This is a genomic window from Arthrobacter rhombi (assembly GCF_039526245.1).
Lineage (GTDB): Bacteria > Actinomycetota > Actinomycetes > Actinomycetales > Micrococcaceae > Arthrobacter_H > Arthrobacter_H rhombi.
Genome location: NZ_BAAAIV010000001.1, coordinates 1 through 16,121, shown reverse-complemented (window position 1 = coordinate 16,121; position 16,121 = coordinate 1). Strand labels below are relative to the sequence as shown.

17 protein-coding genes are annotated in these 16,121 nt (G+C 62.6%); 5 read left to right on the top strand and 12 right to left on the bottom strand.

Translation table 11 applies throughout. The features are described 5' to 3' along the window. Positions 1-158 precede the first annotated feature (158 nt). The 4 genes from ABD088_RS00085 (at position 159) to ABD088_RS00070 (ending at position 3,032) form a co-directional block, all read left to right on the top strand. Positions 159-791 (top strand): AmiS/UreI family transporter, encoded by a 633-nt coding sequence (locus ABD088_RS00085; protein ID WP_343899236.1) that lies wholly within the window; start codon positions 159-161, stop codon positions 789-791. Positions 792-889: 98 nt separating this feature from the next. Next, positions 890-1,177, top strand: coding sequence for an FmdB family zinc ribbon protein (locus tag ABD088_RS00080; RefSeq protein WP_343899235.1), 288 nt, complete (start codon positions 890-892; stop codon positions 1,175-1,177). A gap of 53 nt (positions 1,178-1,230) precedes the next feature. Then, positions 1,231-2,490, top strand: a complete 1,260-nt coding sequence (fmdA, locus tag ABD088_RS00075; RefSeq protein WP_343899233.1) for a formamidase — start codon at positions 1,231-1,233, stop codon at positions 2,488-2,490. 71 nt (positions 2,491-2,561) lie between these two features. Continuing rightward, the gene (locus ABD088_RS00070; protein ID WP_343899232.1) at positions 2,562-3,032 is read left to right on the top strand and encodes a VOC family protein; all 471 of its coding nucleotides are present in this window, start codon (positions 2,562-2,564) and stop codon (positions 3,030-3,032) included. 17 nt (positions 3,033-3,049) lie between these two features. Here the strand turns inward: ABD088_RS00070 and ABD088_RS00065 are convergent, their stop codons facing one another. The 9 genes from ABD088_RS00065 to ABD088_RS00025 all read right to left on the bottom strand — a co-directional run bounded on the left by ABD088_RS00065 (position 3,050) and on the right by ABD088_RS00025 (position 12,123). Continuing rightward, positions 3,050-3,643: a hypothetical protein gene (locus ABD088_RS00065; RefSeq protein ID WP_343899231.1), complete on the bottom strand. Its 594-nt coding sequence runs from the start codon at positions 3,641-3,643 to the stop codon at positions 3,050-3,052. Positions 3,644-3,748: 105 nt separating this feature from the next. Further along, positions 3,749-4,615, bottom strand: a complete 867-nt coding sequence (locus tag ABD088_RS00060; protein WP_343899229.1) for a protein NO VEIN domain-containing protein — start codon at positions 4,613-4,615, stop codon at positions 3,749-3,751. A 105-nt stretch (positions 4,616-4,720) separates the two neighbouring features. After that, positions 4,721-5,734, bottom strand: a complete 1,014-nt coding sequence (locus tag ABD088_RS00055) for a sugar phosphate isomerase/epimerase family protein (protein WP_343899227.1) — start codon at positions 5,732-5,734, stop codon at positions 4,721-4,723. A gap of 38 nt (positions 5,735-5,772) precedes the next feature. After that, complete coding sequence (locus ABD088_RS00050; protein WP_343899224.1) at positions 5,773-6,894, bottom strand: Gfo/Idh/MocA family protein; 1,122 nt, start codon at positions 6,892-6,894, stop codon at positions 5,773-5,775. A 31-nt stretch (positions 6,895-6,925) separates the two neighbouring features. Further along, a complete protein-coding gene (locus tag ABD088_RS00045) occupies positions 6,926-7,765 on the bottom strand; it encodes a carbohydrate ABC transporter permease (RefSeq protein WP_343899222.1) in 840 nt (279 codons plus the stop codon). Beyond that, on the bottom strand, positions 7,758-8,762 hold the full coding sequence (locus ABD088_RS00040) for a carbohydrate ABC transporter permease (RefSeq protein ID WP_343899219.1): 1,005 nt from the start codon (positions 8,760-8,762) through the stop codon (positions 7,758-7,760). The genes ABD088_RS00045 and ABD088_RS00040 overlap by 8 nt, the downstream gene beginning before the upstream one ends. 44 nt (positions 8,763-8,806) lie before the next feature. Then, positions 8,807-10,132 (bottom strand): ABC transporter substrate-binding protein, encoded by a 1,326-nt coding sequence (locus tag ABD088_RS00035; RefSeq protein ID WP_343899217.1) that lies wholly within the window; start codon positions 10,130-10,132, stop codon positions 8,807-8,809. A gap of 81 nt (positions 10,133-10,213) precedes the next feature. After that, complete coding sequence (locus ABD088_RS00030; RefSeq protein ID WP_343899216.1) at positions 10,214-11,323, bottom strand: Gfo/Idh/MocA family protein; 1,110 nt, start codon at positions 11,321-11,323, stop codon at positions 10,214-10,216. Continuing rightward, entirely contained in the window at positions 11,320-12,123 is an 804-nt protein-coding gene (locus tag ABD088_RS00025; RefSeq protein ID WP_343899215.1) for a sugar phosphate isomerase/epimerase family protein, read from the bottom strand. The genes ABD088_RS00030 and ABD088_RS00025 overlap by 4 nt, the downstream gene beginning before the upstream one ends. A 250-nt stretch (positions 12,124-12,373) precedes the next feature. On the opposite strand from ABD088_RS00025, the gene ABD088_RS00020 reads away from it, so the two are divergent. Then, entirely contained in the window at positions 12,374-13,570 is a 1,197-nt protein-coding gene (locus tag ABD088_RS00020; RefSeq protein ID WP_343899214.1) for an ROK family transcriptional regulator, read from the top strand. Positions 13,571-13,613: 43 nt separating this feature from the next. On the opposite strand, the gene ABD088_RS00015 is transcribed toward ABD088_RS00020, so the two are convergent. The 3 genes from ABD088_RS00015 to ABD088_RS00005 form a co-directional block, all read right to left on the bottom strand. Further along, complete coding sequence (locus ABD088_RS00015) at positions 13,614-14,876, bottom strand: DNA cytosine methyltransferase (RefSeq protein WP_343899212.1); 1,263 nt, start codon at positions 14,874-14,876, stop codon at positions 13,614-13,616. Positions 14,877-15,002: 126 nt separating this feature from the next. Beyond that, complete coding sequence (locus tag ABD088_RS00010; RefSeq protein WP_343899211.1) at positions 15,003-15,815, bottom strand: HNH endonuclease; 813 nt, start codon at positions 15,813-15,815, stop codon at positions 15,003-15,005. A gap of 106 nt (positions 15,816-15,921) precedes the next feature. After that, positions 15,922-16,121 (bottom strand): hypothetical protein (locus ABD088_RS00005; protein ID WP_343899208.1); only part of this gene is annotated, 200 nt, incomplete at its 5' end.

The window sequence follows — 16,121 nt, the reverse complement described above, 5'->3', positions numbered from 1 at the left end:
CCGTTTGGCTCTTTCCCGAGCCCCTTCCACGCTGCTCTTGACCTTCCCGACGGGCTGGCCTAGGTTGAGATCCAGATCACAGTTTGACAAAGAATTTCCGTCAATCCGTGTCGTTACCTGCTTTCTTCGCCTGGGTTCATCTCTGGAGCGTGATAGTCGTGACCAATGTCGGCCTGCTCTACGTCGGCGCCGTCCTGTTCATCAACGGACTCATGTTGATCGGCCTCATACCGGGCAAATCAGCGGCCCTCCTGAACTTCTTCGTCGGGGCCATGCAGGTCGTCTTCCCGACCATCGTCATCCTGCAAGCCGCGGGCGACATCCCGACCATCCTCGCCGCTTCCGGGCTCTACCTCTTCGGGTTCACCTACCTCTACGTCGGCTTCAACCAGGTCTTCGACCTGCCCGGCGACGGCTTGGGCTGGTTCTCGCTCTTCGTCACCGTGTGCGCCGTGGTCTTCGCCGTCCTGCAGTTCACCACCGTCGGCGATCCCGTCTTCGGCGTGATCTGGCTACTGTGGGCCGTCCTCTGGTTCTTCTTCTTCCTGCTGTTGGGCCTGCACATGGACCACCTGACGATCTTCACCGGCTGGTTCACCGCCATCGTCGCCCACGTGACCGGAACGATTCCGGCCATCTACCTCCTGACCGGGAAATTCGAGCCCACGGCGGGTGCCGCGTGGGCCGCAGCCGTCGGGGGCGTGATCGCGATTCTCGTCGCGGTCGTCATGGCCCAGCGAGCCCGCCGGTCCACCGATGCCGCGGGAACCCCCACGGAGGTGGTCGCCTAGGGAGCGCAACACCCACCGGGCCGCCCGCCTCCCAGGCTCCCTGACAGCGGCCCGCGTCAGTCCTGCGGGAGCCGCACCGTGAAGAACCAGGAGCAATAGTGCCCCTCTATGAATTCCGCTGCCCCGAAGGCGACGTCTTCGAGCAGTCCCACCCCATGGACCAACGGCCCGATGAGGCCTCCTGCCCCGCCTGTGGGAAGTCTTCCCGCCGGCGCATGCCCAGTCCCCGCCTATCGATCGCCGGCGGATCGGCCTACGGGCTGATCGATGCCACGCGCCGCAGCGCGCATGAACCCGAGGTGGTCTCCACCCTCCCGAATGGCCCACGCCGTCGTGGCACCGGATACACCACCAACCCACTGCACCAGAAACTCCCGCGTTCCTGAATCGGCGCGGACCTCCCGGTCAACTGACCGGATTCACAGTTAGGGAAGATGACATGCCTGAAGTGCTCTTTTCGCTCGATTCGAACAAGAAGTTCAAGGACCAGGACAAGCTGGGCCACAACCGGTGGCACCCCGAGATTCCACCCGTGGCCACCGTCAAGCCCGGAGACGTGTTCCGGGTCGACTGCCGCGAATGGTTCGACGGCGCCATCGTCAACGACGACTCGGCCCAGGACATCCTCGATGCCCCGCTGCTCACCGTGCACACGCTCAGTGGGCCGTTCGCGATCGAAGGCGCCAAACCCGGCGACCTGCTGATCGTCGACATCCTCGACGTCGGTCCGATCCCGCAGGAGGACTCCGGGCCACTGGCAGGGCAGGGCTGGGGCTACACGGGGATCTTCTCCAAGAACAACGGTGGCAGCTTCCTGGTGGACCAGTTCCCCGACGCCTACAAGGCGGTCTGGGACTTCCAGGGGCAGGTGGCCACCTCCCGACACGTCCCGGAGGTCTCGTTCGAGGGGTTGATCCACCCAGGCTTGATGGGCACTGCCCCCTCGGCCGAACTGCTGGCCAAGTGGAACAAGCGGGAGGGCGACCTGATCGCCACCGATCCGAACAGAGTTCCTCCGTTGGCGCTGCCGCCGGAAGCGGAACACGCGATTCTGGGCAGCCTGCCCCGCGACCAATGGGGCCGGGTCGGCGGCGAGGCCGCACGCACCGCCCCGCCGCGCGAGAACGGCGGCAACCAGGACATCAAGAACCTGTCCAAGGGAACACGCGTCTTCTATCCGGTGTTCGTCGACGGGGCCAACTTGTCGCTGGGCGATCTGCACTTCTCCCAGGGAGATGGCGAAATCACGTTCTGTGGTGGCATCGAGATGGGCGGCTTCATCGACCTGCGCGTTGATCTGATCCGGGGTGGCATGGAGACCTATGGCGTCAGCGAGAACGCCATCTTCATGCCGGGACGCGTCGAGCCCCAGTTCAGCGAGTGGCTGGCCTTCTCGGGCACCTCGGTGACGCTCGATGGCGAGCAGCGCTATCTGGATTCGCACCTGTCCTACCAGCGCGCGTGCTTGCACGCGATCGACTACCTGGCCAAGTTCGGCTACGCACCGGAGCAGGCGTACCTGCTGCTCGGTGCAGCGCCCGTGGAAGGACGCCTCTCCGGAGTGGTCGACATCCCGAACTCGTGTTCGACGATCTATCTGCCGACCGCGATGTTCAACTTCGACATCCGCCCGTCAGCGAATGGTCCACACCAGATCGATGCCGGCATCGGTGCCCCGCGGGCGGCCAACAACGGCTAACATCCGGGAGGAATCAGAAGGCGGGTTCATCGCCTCTCGACCGGACGGCGCATGGTGCGCCGTCCGGTCGCATGTCCGGTCTCCATGTCCTGGTACCGCTGACACGGCATGACGGGACATTTAGCTCTACCCCCGAACGCCAGGAAACCCTTCGGAAGATCCACCTGACCAGCGTGATGGTCGATGACCAGGCGAAGGCCGAGAAGTTCTACACCGAGATCCTCGGGTTCGTCGTCAAGCACGACGTCGATCTGGGCGCCGACCGCTGGCTGACCGTGGTCTCCCCCGAAAGCCCCGAGGGCACCGAACTGCTGCTCGAACCCAGCAGCCACCCGGCGGCCCAGCCGTTCAAGGAAACTCTGGTTCCCGACGTCATCCCCTTCACCCAGTTCGCCGTCGACGACGTGCACGCCGAATTCGAACATCTGAAAGCCCTGGGCGTGCGCTTCATCCAAGAGCCGACCGCCATGGGCCCGGTGACCACCGCGGTCTTCGACGACACCTGCGGCAACCTCAACCAGATCGCCACGCTTCCGGGCTAGAGATGGACGGGCTGACGTCAGGCCGGGCATCCATTGAGTGGATCGGCTGACAATTTCAGGCCCTTGCGAATCTTTTGGGCAGCGACCGCGGTGGCTGTTGAATCGGGGCCATGCGTGTAGACATCGACGAATTCGTACTTGGTCGCACTCACAGCAAGTTGGTTCAGCCAGGTGATCTCCTCGTAAAGCCCGTCAACGTATGTGGCCATGGGTTTGCGAATTGCCTTCGGCCAGACTTCGTCTTCATATTTGTCGATGGCAGACCGGTCGATGCTCCGTTGCTGTTTCGCCATCTTCTTGACCTGCTGCAGATCCAGCTTCTCGTAGGCGTAGCCCTTTTGCGCAGCAATCCACGTTGCATCCACCACGTCCCCCAGTTTCATCACGACTCTGTTTCGGGGACACGTCTGTCGCCGAAAGAGTTCGCCACCCTTGCGAACCGACAACTCGGGATGAGTGGTCGGCTGCGCTGCAACGGAGGCGGTCGGGACGGACGATTTGGAGGCCGTTGGCTTGCTCGACGAAACGCTGGGTTCCGACATTGGTACCGAAGCTGCGCACGAACTTAACGCCATCGCGACGATGATGATGGGTGCCATCAGTTTGCGCACGAATATCCCCCCAATATTTTTACTTGTATCTCACAGCATAGCGGGGTCATTCGAAGTGGATTGGTAGCCGAGCATGAATGCCAGTGACCATCTAGATGATCCGCTTCAGAGAGGCACTGCCCGATAGGTCGTCGGTTGCAGATCAAGCGCACCACGCAAGTTTCCAGATAGGCGGTAAGCGGGTGTTCGGTGCCCAGCACCTACGTGATGGTGTGGAAAGTCGTACAGTCGGTAGAGCCAGTACGTTTCGGGAGTGAGCTCCGAGACCCGGACCTCGTGATCCGTAATGAAAAAAGGTGTGGCCGCCCCATAGCGGGATGTCTTGACCTCGATATGCCGTTCCTTGCCAGTTCGGTCAAAGGACAAGACGTCAAAACCCAGACCGTCTCCACGAGTCGCCGCGACGTGTTCCACGCGGGCAGCCAGCTTTTTGAAGCCGGCTTGAAACAGGGCTCGCTCTTCAGTCTCGGCCACCATCAATTCGCCAGCTAACCCCAAACTGGCATTTCGAGCCTCGATTGCGGCGTAGTCCCGTTGCACGGCTCGAACCGCAGGGCTGTCTGGACGTTGCAGCTTGCCGATGGATAAGTCGGGTACGGGTCTGAATACCAAGTCAGTCGGGCCGATATCTCCATTGACGGGCGCCGGATGGTCCAAGCCTGCGAAGTCGGCCCTCTTTCGTTGAAGAATGTGCTCGGCTACCGCAACTTCCAAAGATGCTTGGTAATTGAACCGCGGAAGCAGCCCACGCAGGTGGGGCCATTTCAGGCGCAAAAGTACGGCTGAGATGTTCAGCATCTTGAACTCGTAGGCCTTCCAATTTCGGCCGAAGCGCCCAGCCAGGGATCGGTATGTCCCAGCCTTGTTGATCGGTTCTCCCCGTACATCGGCTAGGAATAACGCGAAGTAGGCCTCGATCGTTGCCCTGTTTTCCTCGTCCGACCATGCCGAGCCCACAACGGACCCCACCACCGCAATTCCTCCCCCAAGTTGAAACTACTCCCAGGCTAGTGGGAAAGTCCTGCAATTTCGATGGGGGCGCTGCACACTCGATACTCCGGCGCTGAGACGATTGGCTTACTGGTTCGAAAACGCTGCATCGAAGGACGCCGTCGGCCGCTTCCACAGCAGCTCGCGGATCTTGCCGACCGCTTCGGCAGCGCCGTGCAGCCGGTCCATGCCGGCGTCTTCCCACTCCACGGAGATGGGTCCGTCGTAGCCGATGTGGGCCAGCGCGCGGAAGGCGTCCTCCCAGGGGATGTCGCCGTGGCCAGTGGAGACGAAGTCCCAGCGGCGTCGCGGATCGCCCCACGGCAGGTGGGAGCCGAGGATTCCGTTGCGGCCCATCGGCGGGCGCAACCGGGTGTCCTTGCAGTCCACATGGTAGATCCGGTCGGCGAAGTCGCTGATGAAGCCGACGGTGTCGATCCCCTGCCAGAACATATGGCTGGGATCCCAGTTCAGGCCGAACGATTCCCGGTGGCCGATGGCCTCCAGCGTGCGGACCGTCGTCCAGTAGTCGTAGGCGATTTCCGAGGGGTGGACCTCGAGCGCGAACTTGACCCCTTCGTCGTCGAACACATCCATGATGGGGTTCCAGCGGTCGGCGAAGTCCTGGTAGCCGGCGTCGATCACCTCGCCGGCCACCGGGGGGAACATGGCCACGTATTGCCAGATCTTGGAGCCGGTGAACCCCACGACGGTGTCCGCGCCGAGCTTGCGGGCCACGCGGGCCGAGCGCTTCATGTCCTCGCTGGCGCGTTCGCGCACGCCCTCCGGCTCGCCGTCGCCCCAGACGTAAGGGCGCAGGATGCCCTGGTGGCGGAAGTCGATGGGGTCATCGCAGACGGCTTGGCCTCCGAGGTGGTTGGAGATTGCCCAGACCTTCAGTCCGTACTTATCGAGGATTTCCAGCCGGGAGGCCAAGTAGGAGTCGTCCTCGTCGGCACGCTGCAGGTCCAAGTGGTCGCCGGAGGCGGCGATTTCCAGACCGTCGTAGCCCCAGTCGGCGGCACGGCGGGCGAGGTCTTCAAACGGCATGTCGGCCCACTGGCCGGTGAACAAGGTGACGGGCTGTGGCGTCTCGGTCATGGGTTCCTCTTCGAAGGGGTGGTCGGGGGTTGGCGGGTTCACTGGACGTGTTGCACAGCGCGGTGGTCCGAAGCCGCGGAGACATCCACCCAGGCGTTGCTGCGGGAGGACTCCAACACGGCGGCGGTGACGATGGCCGCGCGCAGCCCGTCGGCGAAGGTCGGCAATCCGGCGGGCGCTCCCCCGGCGATCGTCGCGTAGGTGTCGGCGACAAAGGCGTTGAAGGCATCAAGATAGCCCATCGGGTGCCCGGCGGGAACCACCGAGAGCCGTACGGCGTCATCGACCAGCGATGGGGCGTCCCGAGCCAAGGTGGTGGATCCGGCTCGTCCTCCGAGCCAGAGCTCGTCGGGATGTTCCTGATCGAAGACCACCGATCCCCCGGCGCCTGCCAGTTCGAGCGTCAGGGCATTCTTCCGTCCGGCGTTGACCTGCGAGACCATGAGACTGCCGACGGCCCCGCCTTCCATCTCGACCATGCACACTGCGGCATCCTCGGTGAGGACCTGCTGTCCACCGCGAATCGGGTGGGAAATACCGAGTCGGGCATTGACCCGCACGATCCGCTCCCCCGCGATGAATTCGAGCAGGTCCACCAGATGCGATCCGATGTCGGCGAACGCCCGTGAGGGGCCCGCCGTGGCAGGATCCACGCGCCAGTCGGTATCGTCTTCCTGCAGCATCCAGTCCTGCAGGTAGTTCCCGCGAACGGTGAGCAGTCGGCCGATGCCGCCGCCGGCTGCCTCGTGGCGGGCCTGGCGGGCCATCGGATGGAACCGGTAGATGAACGGGACGGTGGCGGTGACGCCGAACCGTGCCGCGAGTTCGGCCAGCTCCGATGCCCCTTCCGGGGTGATGGCCAGCGGCTTCTCGCACACGACGTGTTTGCCGGCTTCCAGGACCGCGCGGGCATGACCTGCATGGGTGGCATTCGGCGAGCAGACGTGGACGACGTCGACTCGTTCCAGCAGTTCCTCCACGGTGGCGGCCGCATGGTCGATCCCCAGTTCGCGGGCAGCTTGCACTGAACGCTCGGGACGGGACGACACCACCGAGACGACGTCGGCACCGGCGGCCAGGGCCGCACGGGTATGGGTCTTGGCCATGAAGCCGCCACCGATGATGCCGACCTTCAGCGGGGCTGCAGATGGGTGGCTCACGAGGTGCTCCTTCGGGGTTGCACGGGGCGGCTCATTTGACGGATCCTGCGGAGAGTCCGGCCACCAGGTGGCGCTGGACGAGCATGAATCCGATGAGCACCGGCAGCGAGACCACCACGGAGGCGGCCATGAGCTGGTTCCAGTAGACGTCCGTCTGCGAGGCGTAGGATCGCAGGCCGATCGCCAGGGTGCGGGTATCGGAGTTGGTCAGCACCGAGGCGAACAGGACTTCGCCCCAGGCCGTGATGAAGGAATAGACGGCGACCGCGATGATGCCCGGCCGCGCGACCGGCAGGACCACGCGGATCAGCGCCCCGAGCCGGCCCGTCCCGTCGATCATCGCCGCTTCCTCGAGTTCCCGGGGAATGGAGGCGAGGAAGCCGGTCAGCATCCAGATCGCGAAGGGAAGCGAGAAGGTCAGGTAGGTCAGGATCAACCCCAGATACGTGCCGGAGAGCTGGAGCCCTACTGTCCGCTCGATCTGCGTGAAGATCAAGAAGAGTGGGAGCAGGAACAGGATGCCCGGGAACATCTGGGTGGAGAGGACCACCAGGGAGAACGTGCGCGCGCCCTTGAACTGGAAGCGGGACAGCGCATAGGCGGCCATGACGGCCAACACCACCGAGAAGAAGGTGGCGCTGACGGTGACGATGAGGCTGTTGACGAAGTAGTCGGCCAGCGGCACCGTCTTCCAGATGTCGATGTAGGGCTGGAAGGTGATGGTGCTAGGCCACCAGGTGAACAGGCCGCGTACGTCCTCGAGCGGTTTGACGCTGGTGATGAGCACGACGTAGAGCGGCAGGATGACGATGATCGACAGCCCGAGCAACCCGAAGGTGCGCAGGATGCGGAATCCGCGGGTCTCAAGCATTGGGTTCCTTTCCCTTCGGCATGACGAGTCGGATGTAGAAGGCAGAAACGATCAGGAGAACGATGAGCAGCATGACGCTCATGGCGCCGCCGACGCCGAAGTTCCAGTTGCTGAAGGACTGCTGGTAGATCAATGGCGAGATCAGCGTGGCCTCCGGCGGTGAGGCCGGACCGAACAACACGTACGGAACGTTGAATTGGTTGAAGATCCAGAGGGAAAGCATCAGCAACAGCACCGCGTTGGCCTGCTTGATCATCGGCAGGGTGATGTTCGTGAACTGCTTCCACAGGCTCGCCCCATCCAGCGCGGCCGCCTCATAGACCTCCCCGGGGATGTTCTGCAGCGCGGCCAGAAGCATCAGGAACGCGAACGGCCAGAACTGCCAGACGGTGACGATCACCATGACCCAGAACGCGTTGGAGCCCAGCAGCCAGAAGGGCCGATGATCCAGCAACCCCAGGTCGTCGACCAGGAACCGGTTGATGACGCCGTCGCGCTGGTTGAACATGAAGGCCCAGGCGATGGTGCCCACGTAGCTGGGCAGCGCATACGGGACCAGGAACAAGGTCCGCATGAGCCCGCGGCCCCGGAAGCTGGAGGAGAGCAGGACCGCGGCGAACATGCCCAGGGCCCAGGCCAGCGCCACCACGATGACCGTGAAGAGCAGGGTCCGTCCCAGCGCCCCGTAGAACTGGGTGCCGATCGGGCTCGAGGGACTGAGCCCGGCCACGAAGTTCTGGAATCCGATGAACGGTGCCTTGACCCAGTTCGCGATGCTCAGCTGGGTCAGCGCGATGAAGGCGATCCAGACCCCGAGGATCATCGGGATGATGTGGATCAGCAGCTCCATGATCGTCGCCGGAGCGACCATCAGGTACGGGAACAGGTCCTTCTTGCGCTTGCGTGGCGTGGCCGGCGGGGCCGACCGCCCCTGGGTAGGGGTGGCCGGCTCCGCCTCGGTGTCACGACGGTCCCCGGCTTCGAGGGTGGGTCCCATGGTCTATCCTTTCGGGCTTATCGGGGCGCGGGGGACGGTCTGGATCACATCTGCGTATTCGCGTTTTCGAGTGCCTTCTTCACGTCTGCCTCAGTGACCTTCTTGCCCTGGGCAATGTCGGCGAAGAGGTTCTTCACCGCGGTGCCGACCAGGGTTTCCATCTGGCTCTCGGACGGGTACAGCGGCATCGGCTGTGCGTGGTTGGCCAGGGTGTCCTTCTTCAGCGAGATCTCCTCGGATTTGAAGGCCGGGTCATCGTAAGCGGCGGTGACCACTGGCAGCGCGGTGTACTCCTTGTTGAGGTACTTCTGCTCGGAGTCGCTCGTCAGGTGCTTGACGAAGTCGACGGCGGCGGCATTGTTGTCCGAGTTCTCGAACACCGAGACGTTGATGCCGGCGACGTGGGACTGCGTGCCTTCCAAACCGGTGGCATCGGCGGTCATCATCGGAACCGGCGCCGCCTTCCAGTCCTTCATGTCCCGGGCGTTCAGCGTCTTGCCGGGAGCCTGGTCGAAGAACATGGCCGACTTTCCGGCGGCGAAGTCCTCCACCATGTCGGAGCCGTTCTGGGCTTCGGCCATCGACGGGTTGACCACGCCGTCCTCACCCATGAGCTGGACCCACTGGTTCACACCCTTGACGATGCCGTCGGCGGCGAATTGCGGCTTGCCGGCATCGTCGTAGAGGGCCGAGCCGTTCTGCAGACCGCGGATGAAGGCTGCGTGCGCGTTGTTGGTCACCGAGGCTCCCGCGAGGGACACGCCCCACTGGTCGGTCTTGCCGTCCTTGTTGGTGTCCTTCGTCAGCTTCTTGGCGTCGGCGACGAATTCCTTCCAGGTGGCCGGCGGGGTATCGATGCCGGCTGCCTTGAACATCTTCGTGTTGTAGTACATCGAGTAGCTCAGGCCGTAGAGCGGGACGGAGGTCGGTGCCTTGCCATCGGCGCCGCCGGTGGCCCAACTGGTCTGCACGAAGCGGTCCTGCCCACCGATCTTGTCCAGGGCGTCGCCTTCCCATGGCATGAAGGCACCGGAGGCCTGCAGGGACACGGCCCAGGTGTTGCCGATGTTCAGCACGTCGGGGCCATCTCCGGAGGATACGGCGGTCAGGATCCGGTTGTAGAGGTCGCTCCAGGGGATGACCTCGAGGTCGACCTTGGTGCCGGTTTCCTTGGTGTAGCGCTCGATCGACTTCTTCAGCACGCGTTCGTCGTCGGTGACCGACGTGCCCTGGTTCGAGGCCCAGTAGGTGATGGTTCCGCCGGCCTTGGCATCCCCGGTGTCTGCGGATCCGTTGTTGCCGCAGGCCGAGAGGCCAAGTGACATGGCGCCGATGGAGAGGACGGCAGCCCATTTCATGGTGCGTTTCATGACGGTTCTCTTGTTCTCTTCAGATGGTGCAGTGATGGAGGTGGTGCGGTGATGGACGACGACTGGCGTCGCCGGTGGAGGTCAGGAGACGGAGCTGCTGGCCCGGGAAGGATCCCAGTCCGCGTCGAGCGGGGCGGAGATCTGCACGGTGGAGGCGACATCGATGAATTGGCCGGAATCGGCGGCTTCGACCAGGGAGGCCATGACATCCAGGACATGGAAGGCGAGCTCTCCCGGAACACGTTCGGGTCGGTCCTCGCGGATGGCCTGGGCCAGCTCGGCCACGCCGGTCCCCCGGGTGAAGAACGATCCCGTCGCTTCCACGACGCGGGGCTCGCCCTCGGTCGTGTGGATGGTGGTCTCGCCGTCGAACATGTTGGGGTCGGGGAAGACCGCAGTTCCCTCGGATCCGGCGATCTCGACGAACCCTGCGCGGGGCAATTTGGAATCGAAGCTAAACACGGATTGTGCGCTGGCTCCGGATTCGAAATCGATCAGTGCACTGATGTGGGTGGGGACCTCGACGGGGAATTCGGTGCCGGCCTTGGGGCCGGATCCAATGGTGCGTGAGCTGCGGGCCTGTGAAGACAGGGCAGCTACCCGGCGGATGGGCCCGAAGACCTGGATCAGCGTGGTCAGGTAGTAGGGGCCGACATCGAACAGCGGGCCGGCGCCCTTGGCGAAGAGGAACTCTGGGCTGGGGTGCCAGGACTCGGGGCCGGGGACCTGGAAGAGGGTCAGTGCGGTGAGCGGCTGACCGATGGCCCCGTCGCGGACTTCGCGCAGCGCGGTTTGCAGACCGGCTCCGAGGAAGGTGTCGGGGGCGACGGCGACGCGCACGCCGGCTTCCTTCGCGGCGGCCATGAGCTGGCGGCCGGATTCGCGGTCCAGTGCGTAGGGCTTTTCGCCCCAGACGTGCTTGCCGGCGGCAACGGCCTGCAAGGCGACGTCGACGTGGACTGCGGGGATGGTCAGGTTCACGACGATCTCGACGTTGTCGGTGGCCAGCAGCTGCTCGTAGGAGCCCGAGTTCGGGACGCCCCACTTCTCGGCCTGGCTGGCAGCGCGTTCCTCGTCCAGGTCGGCGATGAAGACGACCTTCAGGTCGGGGAACTTTGTCAGGTTGCCCAGGTACTGGTCGCTGATGGTTCCGGCTCCAACGATGCCGACACCCGTGGTCGCGGCGCTCACTTGGTGCCTGCCAGGAAGGCGTAGGAGTCGGCCACGGCCTGCAGGACGTCGCCGTCGTGGTCATCGAGTTCGATGACGCGCAGGGCGTTCGGTGCCGCGGCGAGGATCTTGCCCACCGGCATGGAGCCGACACCGACGGCAACCTGCTCCTTGTCGTTCTTGTTCTTGGGACCGTCCTTGACGTGCAGGGCCTTGACGCGGTCACCGAGACGGGCCAGCAGGGCCGGGGCATCTTCGCCGCCGACTTCGGCCCAGTAGGTGTCGACCTCGAGGGCCACTGCGGATCCCACCTCGTCGGCGAAGACCTCCAGGGCGGCGACGCCGTCGATGCGGTTCTCGAGCTCGAACGCGTGGTTGTGGTAGCCAACAGCCAGGCCGTGGTCTGCAGCCTGGGCGGCGATGTCCTTCAGATCGCGGGCGATGGTGGCGACGGAATCACGGGAGGTCCAGCGGGATTCCTCGATGTGCGGATCGATGATGGTGGAGATTCCGAGGCGTTTCGCTGCTGCGAAGACGGCATCCAGATCGGCGTCAATGAGGCGGACGTGGGCGGTGGGTGCGGAAAGACCGAGGCGGGTCAGGTGCTCCTGGTATTCGGCAGCTCGCTCAACGAACGCGTAGGGCTCGACGTTGGTGAACCCGATGCCGGCAATCGCATCCAGCGTGCCGGGCAAGTCATCGGCCAGCTGCCCGCGGACCGTGTAGAGCTGGACGGAGAGACCGGGTTGGACCGAAGCGCCCTGCGCATCGGTGGGGTTCGGCTGCGGTGAGCGCCGAGTGGTGGGGCCGGACGTTGTCATGAAGTGAGCTCCTCTGGAGTGCGCGGTCGGGCGGTTCGTCGGCCGCTGCATCACTCAGCGTGAGCGGTGTCACATCGGCGTTGAATTGAGACTACGAGCACTTTTGACGAACGTCAAGCAAAAGCTGTAAGAATGTACTCAGAAGGTTCGTAGATCCCCGACGTCGTGCAATAGAGCGGCAATGACGATATGCAATGGCATGATCACTTCAAGCCACTGACCACTGAGACGACGTACGAGACGAGGAACCATGCCGATCGCGACGACCGAAAACGGCACCGCAGATCTGGCCAAGGCCGGGGAATTCCTGCAGCTCCTGCGTGACGGACGGCCGCGGACCCGCGCCGAACTGGCCCAGGCCACCGGCATGGCACGGTCGACGGTGGCATCGCGCGTGGAAACGTTGTTGCAGCTGGGCTATGTCTCCCCCGTCGGCGATTCGACGTCAACCGGCGGCCGCCCACCCTCGCTCTTCGCACTGAATCCGAACGCCCGGGTGGTCGTCGGGGCTGACCTTGGCGCCACCCATGCGCGCGCAGTCCTGGCCAATTTGGCCGGTGAAGTGAAGGCGGAGTTCTGGGAGATGCTGCCAATTGCAGCCGGGCCCGAAGTTGTTGTTGGGTGGTTGGCGACGACCGTCGGCCGGCTTCTCGAGGAGGCAGGCTGCACTGCCTCCGATCTGGCGGCCATCGGCGTCGGCCTCCCGGGTCCAGTTGAGTTCCAAACCGGTCGGCCAGTCAGCCCCCCGATCATGCCGGGTTGGGATGGCTACGACCTACCCGCGCGCCTGCATCAGAACTTCGACGTACCCGTGCTGGTGGACAACGATGTGAACATCATGGCGCTCGGAGAGCACAAAGCGAACCTGCCCAACGACCAGGACATCCTGTTCGTCAAGGTCGCCACAGGCATTGGCGCCGGTCTTGTCGCCCACGGACAGTTGATGCGAGGCGCCCAAGGCACTGCCGGAGACCTCGGGCACGTTCGGGTCCCCGGGGGGCCCGACACGCTGTGCACGTGCGGAAACGTGGGGTGCTTGGAGGCCATCGCAAGCGGTCCCGCCATCGCTAAAAAGTTGAAGCTCGAAGCCGAACCCGGTCAGAACATTCCATCGTTGGTCGCCCAGCGTGTTCGCGACGGTGACTCGGAAGCCATCGCCGCGGTCCGGCAGGCGGGGCGGGATCTGGGCAGTGTACTGGCGACCTGCGTCAGCATGCTGAATCCGTCAGTAATCGTCGTGGGTGGCTCGCTGGCACAAGTGGGCGAGCATTTGCTGGCCGGAATCCGCGAAGTGGTCTATCAGCGGTCCTTGCCGCTGGCAACAAAGCATTTGCGCATCATTGCTTCTACTGCCGGATCCCACGCTGGCGCCTTGGGGGCCGTAGCATTAGCGACTGAATTTGCGCTCTCACCAAGAGCCATCGAGTGCCAGACGTCAAACTATTAGGCTCGAAAGCCCGCAAGACGCGATGAACTGAAGGTCAGCATTATCAGCTGACTCTCGATACATGTGACTTGTAATATTCGTGCCGGGAATGACTGACTTGTCCAGTAAACGCCTTAAAGGCGCCGAGCCTGTATGCGAGTCCTGAGGACCGCTCCTGCCGCTCAAGTTCGAAATCTTGGCCTAGCAAGGTCATTCGCTTATCAAAGGTCGCGGGATCAATCGCGACCTTTGCTAGACGAGTGATTTGCGTTGCGGTCAAAAAATCGGTGGCTGACCGCAGTACTTTATAAATCGGATCAGCTTCGAGGCTTACGGCTTCCGTTTCCCCGCCTTTACCTTCGTGCCGAAGTGCCGCGGCAATGCACCGACCGAGTTCAAAGGCGACGGGTGGCGGAAAAGCGTTGCCAATTTGACGGTACATGTTCGTCTTTTTTCCTTCAAACCTCCACGAATAGACCTCTTCGTCCCAACCCTGAAGCCGCGCAACCATCTCGCAAGTTAGCTTCGGACCGACATCGAATGTTGCTTCGGGCCCCGGCGCTTCGTTGGCCACGCCTTTCGCATCGACGCCAAGGAGGGCCCATGCAGCCTTGGCCCTTGTCGGCCCGAGATCGGGGCCACCGTGCTTCTTCGAGCCACCGACCACGGTTGGCCCAATCTTGTTGGCCGACTTCGCCCATTCGTCAGCGCCTCGCCAACCCCGCGCGGCCATTAGCGACCTAAGTGACTGTCCTACGGTGACGCTTTCCGATATTGGTTGAGGCCACGAAAAATAGGCGAAGTCCTCCGGCTTCAAAGCAATAAGCACAAATCGTGGACGGAGTTGCGGAACGCCAAAATCCGACGCATTCAGCAGCCTCCAGTCCGCAACGTATCCGAACTCACGAAGGCGATCCAGTACGTGCTGCCGGTACGCAGCAAAACGGGGTGAGCTTAATCCTCGCACATTTTCTAGCAATATAGCCCGTGGCTTTAGGACTGCAACCTGCTCTACAGCCCATGCGAACAGATCTCTCTCGTCTCCCGCGCCAAGCTGCTTTCCAGCTACGCTGAATGGGGGGCAGGGGACTCCACCGGCAAATAGGTCAATCGGTTCTCTACCCTCTGATGGAGCGTAATCAGCTGGATTCCATACCGTGGCATCGGCAACATCGCCATGGGCAACGTTCCATTCAGGACGGTTTGCGCGCAATGTGGAAACGGCCACTTCGTCGAGTTCAATCGCGAGCTCATGTCCAAAACCTGCGCGCTCGAGGCCTAACGCTTGACCACCGGCGCCGGCACAAATCTCTATCGCTCGCAACATCTCTCTCACAAATTCCTCTCGGTGCCGTCCGCACATACTCGAGCTTGGCCGCTGCCACTGAAAAACGCTGATTGCGCGACATTCAAGCCTACATTGAGAAGATACTCACGGGCACCGACAGTTTGCTCACTCCAAATCAGACAGTGATGGCGATTCCAGTGCCGTACGAAAACCTTCGCCTTCAACATCTGCCATTCGCCTTAGAGACAGTTGCAAGGTTTCCTTGTCCGCGACTGACAGCGCCCGAGCCCTGTCGAAAACAAGGTCTAGCTCACTCCTGGTACGGCGACCTGCCACAAGCCACTGAAGAAGGAGAACTTTATCCGGCTTTCGTAGTTTCTTAACGGAGACCTCCACATTCTCGAGCTTCTCCGGTGCCGCGTCCTCCGCCCGGATGGCCTCGTTACATCGCGCGCATTCGGCCTGCAAATTATCGATTGACGCGACTCCTTTGAAGAACTGAGCCGTTCGATGACCTACGGTCATCACTGCGGGGTTTCTTGGAGGTTCCGGATAAGCTTCACCACTACCGACCCCGCAGATGACACACCGTGATCCGTCGCGCTTCAGGACAAGACGCTTTGTCTTGGCACTAACCGCCTGCACATCTTTAGGCAAGGCACCCAACGCTGGATGCCATCCGACCTTCGTAATTCTGTACTCTTGCGAACCTAGAGATCCGTCATCTTGAAACGACATCAGCCCCCAGCCGTATTTCGACTCCCTAAGCTTACGAATCCGGCGTTGGTAATGTTCATCGACTACGCCCAACGCGTCTCGCAATTGGCGGGTCGTGAATGTGTCGCCAACATCAAAGTTCGCAGCCAAATAGGCGCACGTCCTCACCTCAGTGCCGAACGTCAACTTAGTACCCGGCCATGTTGCTAGGTTCCACCAATATTTCCCAGAAGGCGCCAGAGAGGCTTCGGGATGCTTCATTGAGACTCCAACTTTAATTGATATTTTCAGCTTTGGTCGTTTTCTTCTAGAACACCAAGACCCAAGCTAGGTGTCATTAACAATTTTCGTGACCGGTGCGCCGTGACTACATGGCCACAAGGTCACCAAAATAGCCCAATGAACCGTCTTCCCGATCACCGATCAGCAATCCTCTGTCCAACCATCGATTGAACATCTCGCACGAAGTTTCTGGAAGCAACGCGCAAGAGTGGCAAGCCGCAGTAGTGCCCCATAAGGTGGTGTAGCGTCCGGCCGACCGCCGATATGAAGTGCGGCCACCGGACG

What these genes read in the sequence shown, in the direction of transcription:
- fmdA (WP_343899233.1), top strand. Translation starts at nt 1,231, where the DNA reads ATGCCTGAAGTGCTCTTTTCGCTCGATTCGAACAAGAAGTTCAAGGAC.
- ABD088_RS00070 (WP_343899232.1), top strand. Translation starts at nt 2,562, where the DNA reads ATGTCCGGTCTCCATGTCCTGGTACCGCTGACACGGCATGACGGGACA.
- ABD088_RS00055 (WP_343899227.1), bottom strand. Translation starts at nt 5,734, where the DNA reads ATGACCGAGACGCCACAGCCCGTCACCTTGTTCACCGGCCAGTGGGCC.
- ABD088_RS00045 (WP_343899222.1), bottom strand. Translation starts at nt 7,765, where the DNA reads ATGCTTGAGACCCGCGGATTCCGCATCCTGCGCACCTTCGGGTTGCTC.
- ABD088_RS00040 (WP_343899219.1), bottom strand. Translation starts at nt 8,762, where the DNA reads ATGGGACCCACCCTCGAAGCCGGGGACCGTCGTGACACCGAGGCGGAG.
- ABD088_RS00035 (WP_343899217.1), bottom strand. Translation starts at nt 10,132, where the DNA reads ATGAAACGCACCATGAAATGGGCTGCCGTCCTCTCCATCGGCGCCATG.
- ABD088_RS00025 (WP_343899215.1), bottom strand. Translation starts at nt 12,123, where the DNA reads ATGACAACGTCCGGCCCCACCACTCGGCGCTCACCGCAGCCGAACCCC.
- ABD088_RS00020 (WP_343899214.1), top strand. Translation starts at nt 12,374, where the DNA reads ATGCCGATCGCGACGACCGAAAACGGCACCGCAGATCTGGCCAAGGCC.
- ABD088_RS00015 (WP_343899212.1), bottom strand. Translation starts at nt 14,876, where the DNA reads ATGTTGCGAGCGATAGAGATTTGTGCCGGCGCCGGTGGTCAAGCGTTA.
- ABD088_RS00010 (WP_343899211.1), bottom strand. Translation starts at nt 15,815, where the DNA reads ATGAAGCATCCCGAAGCCTCTCTGGCGCCTTCTGGGAAATATTGGTGG.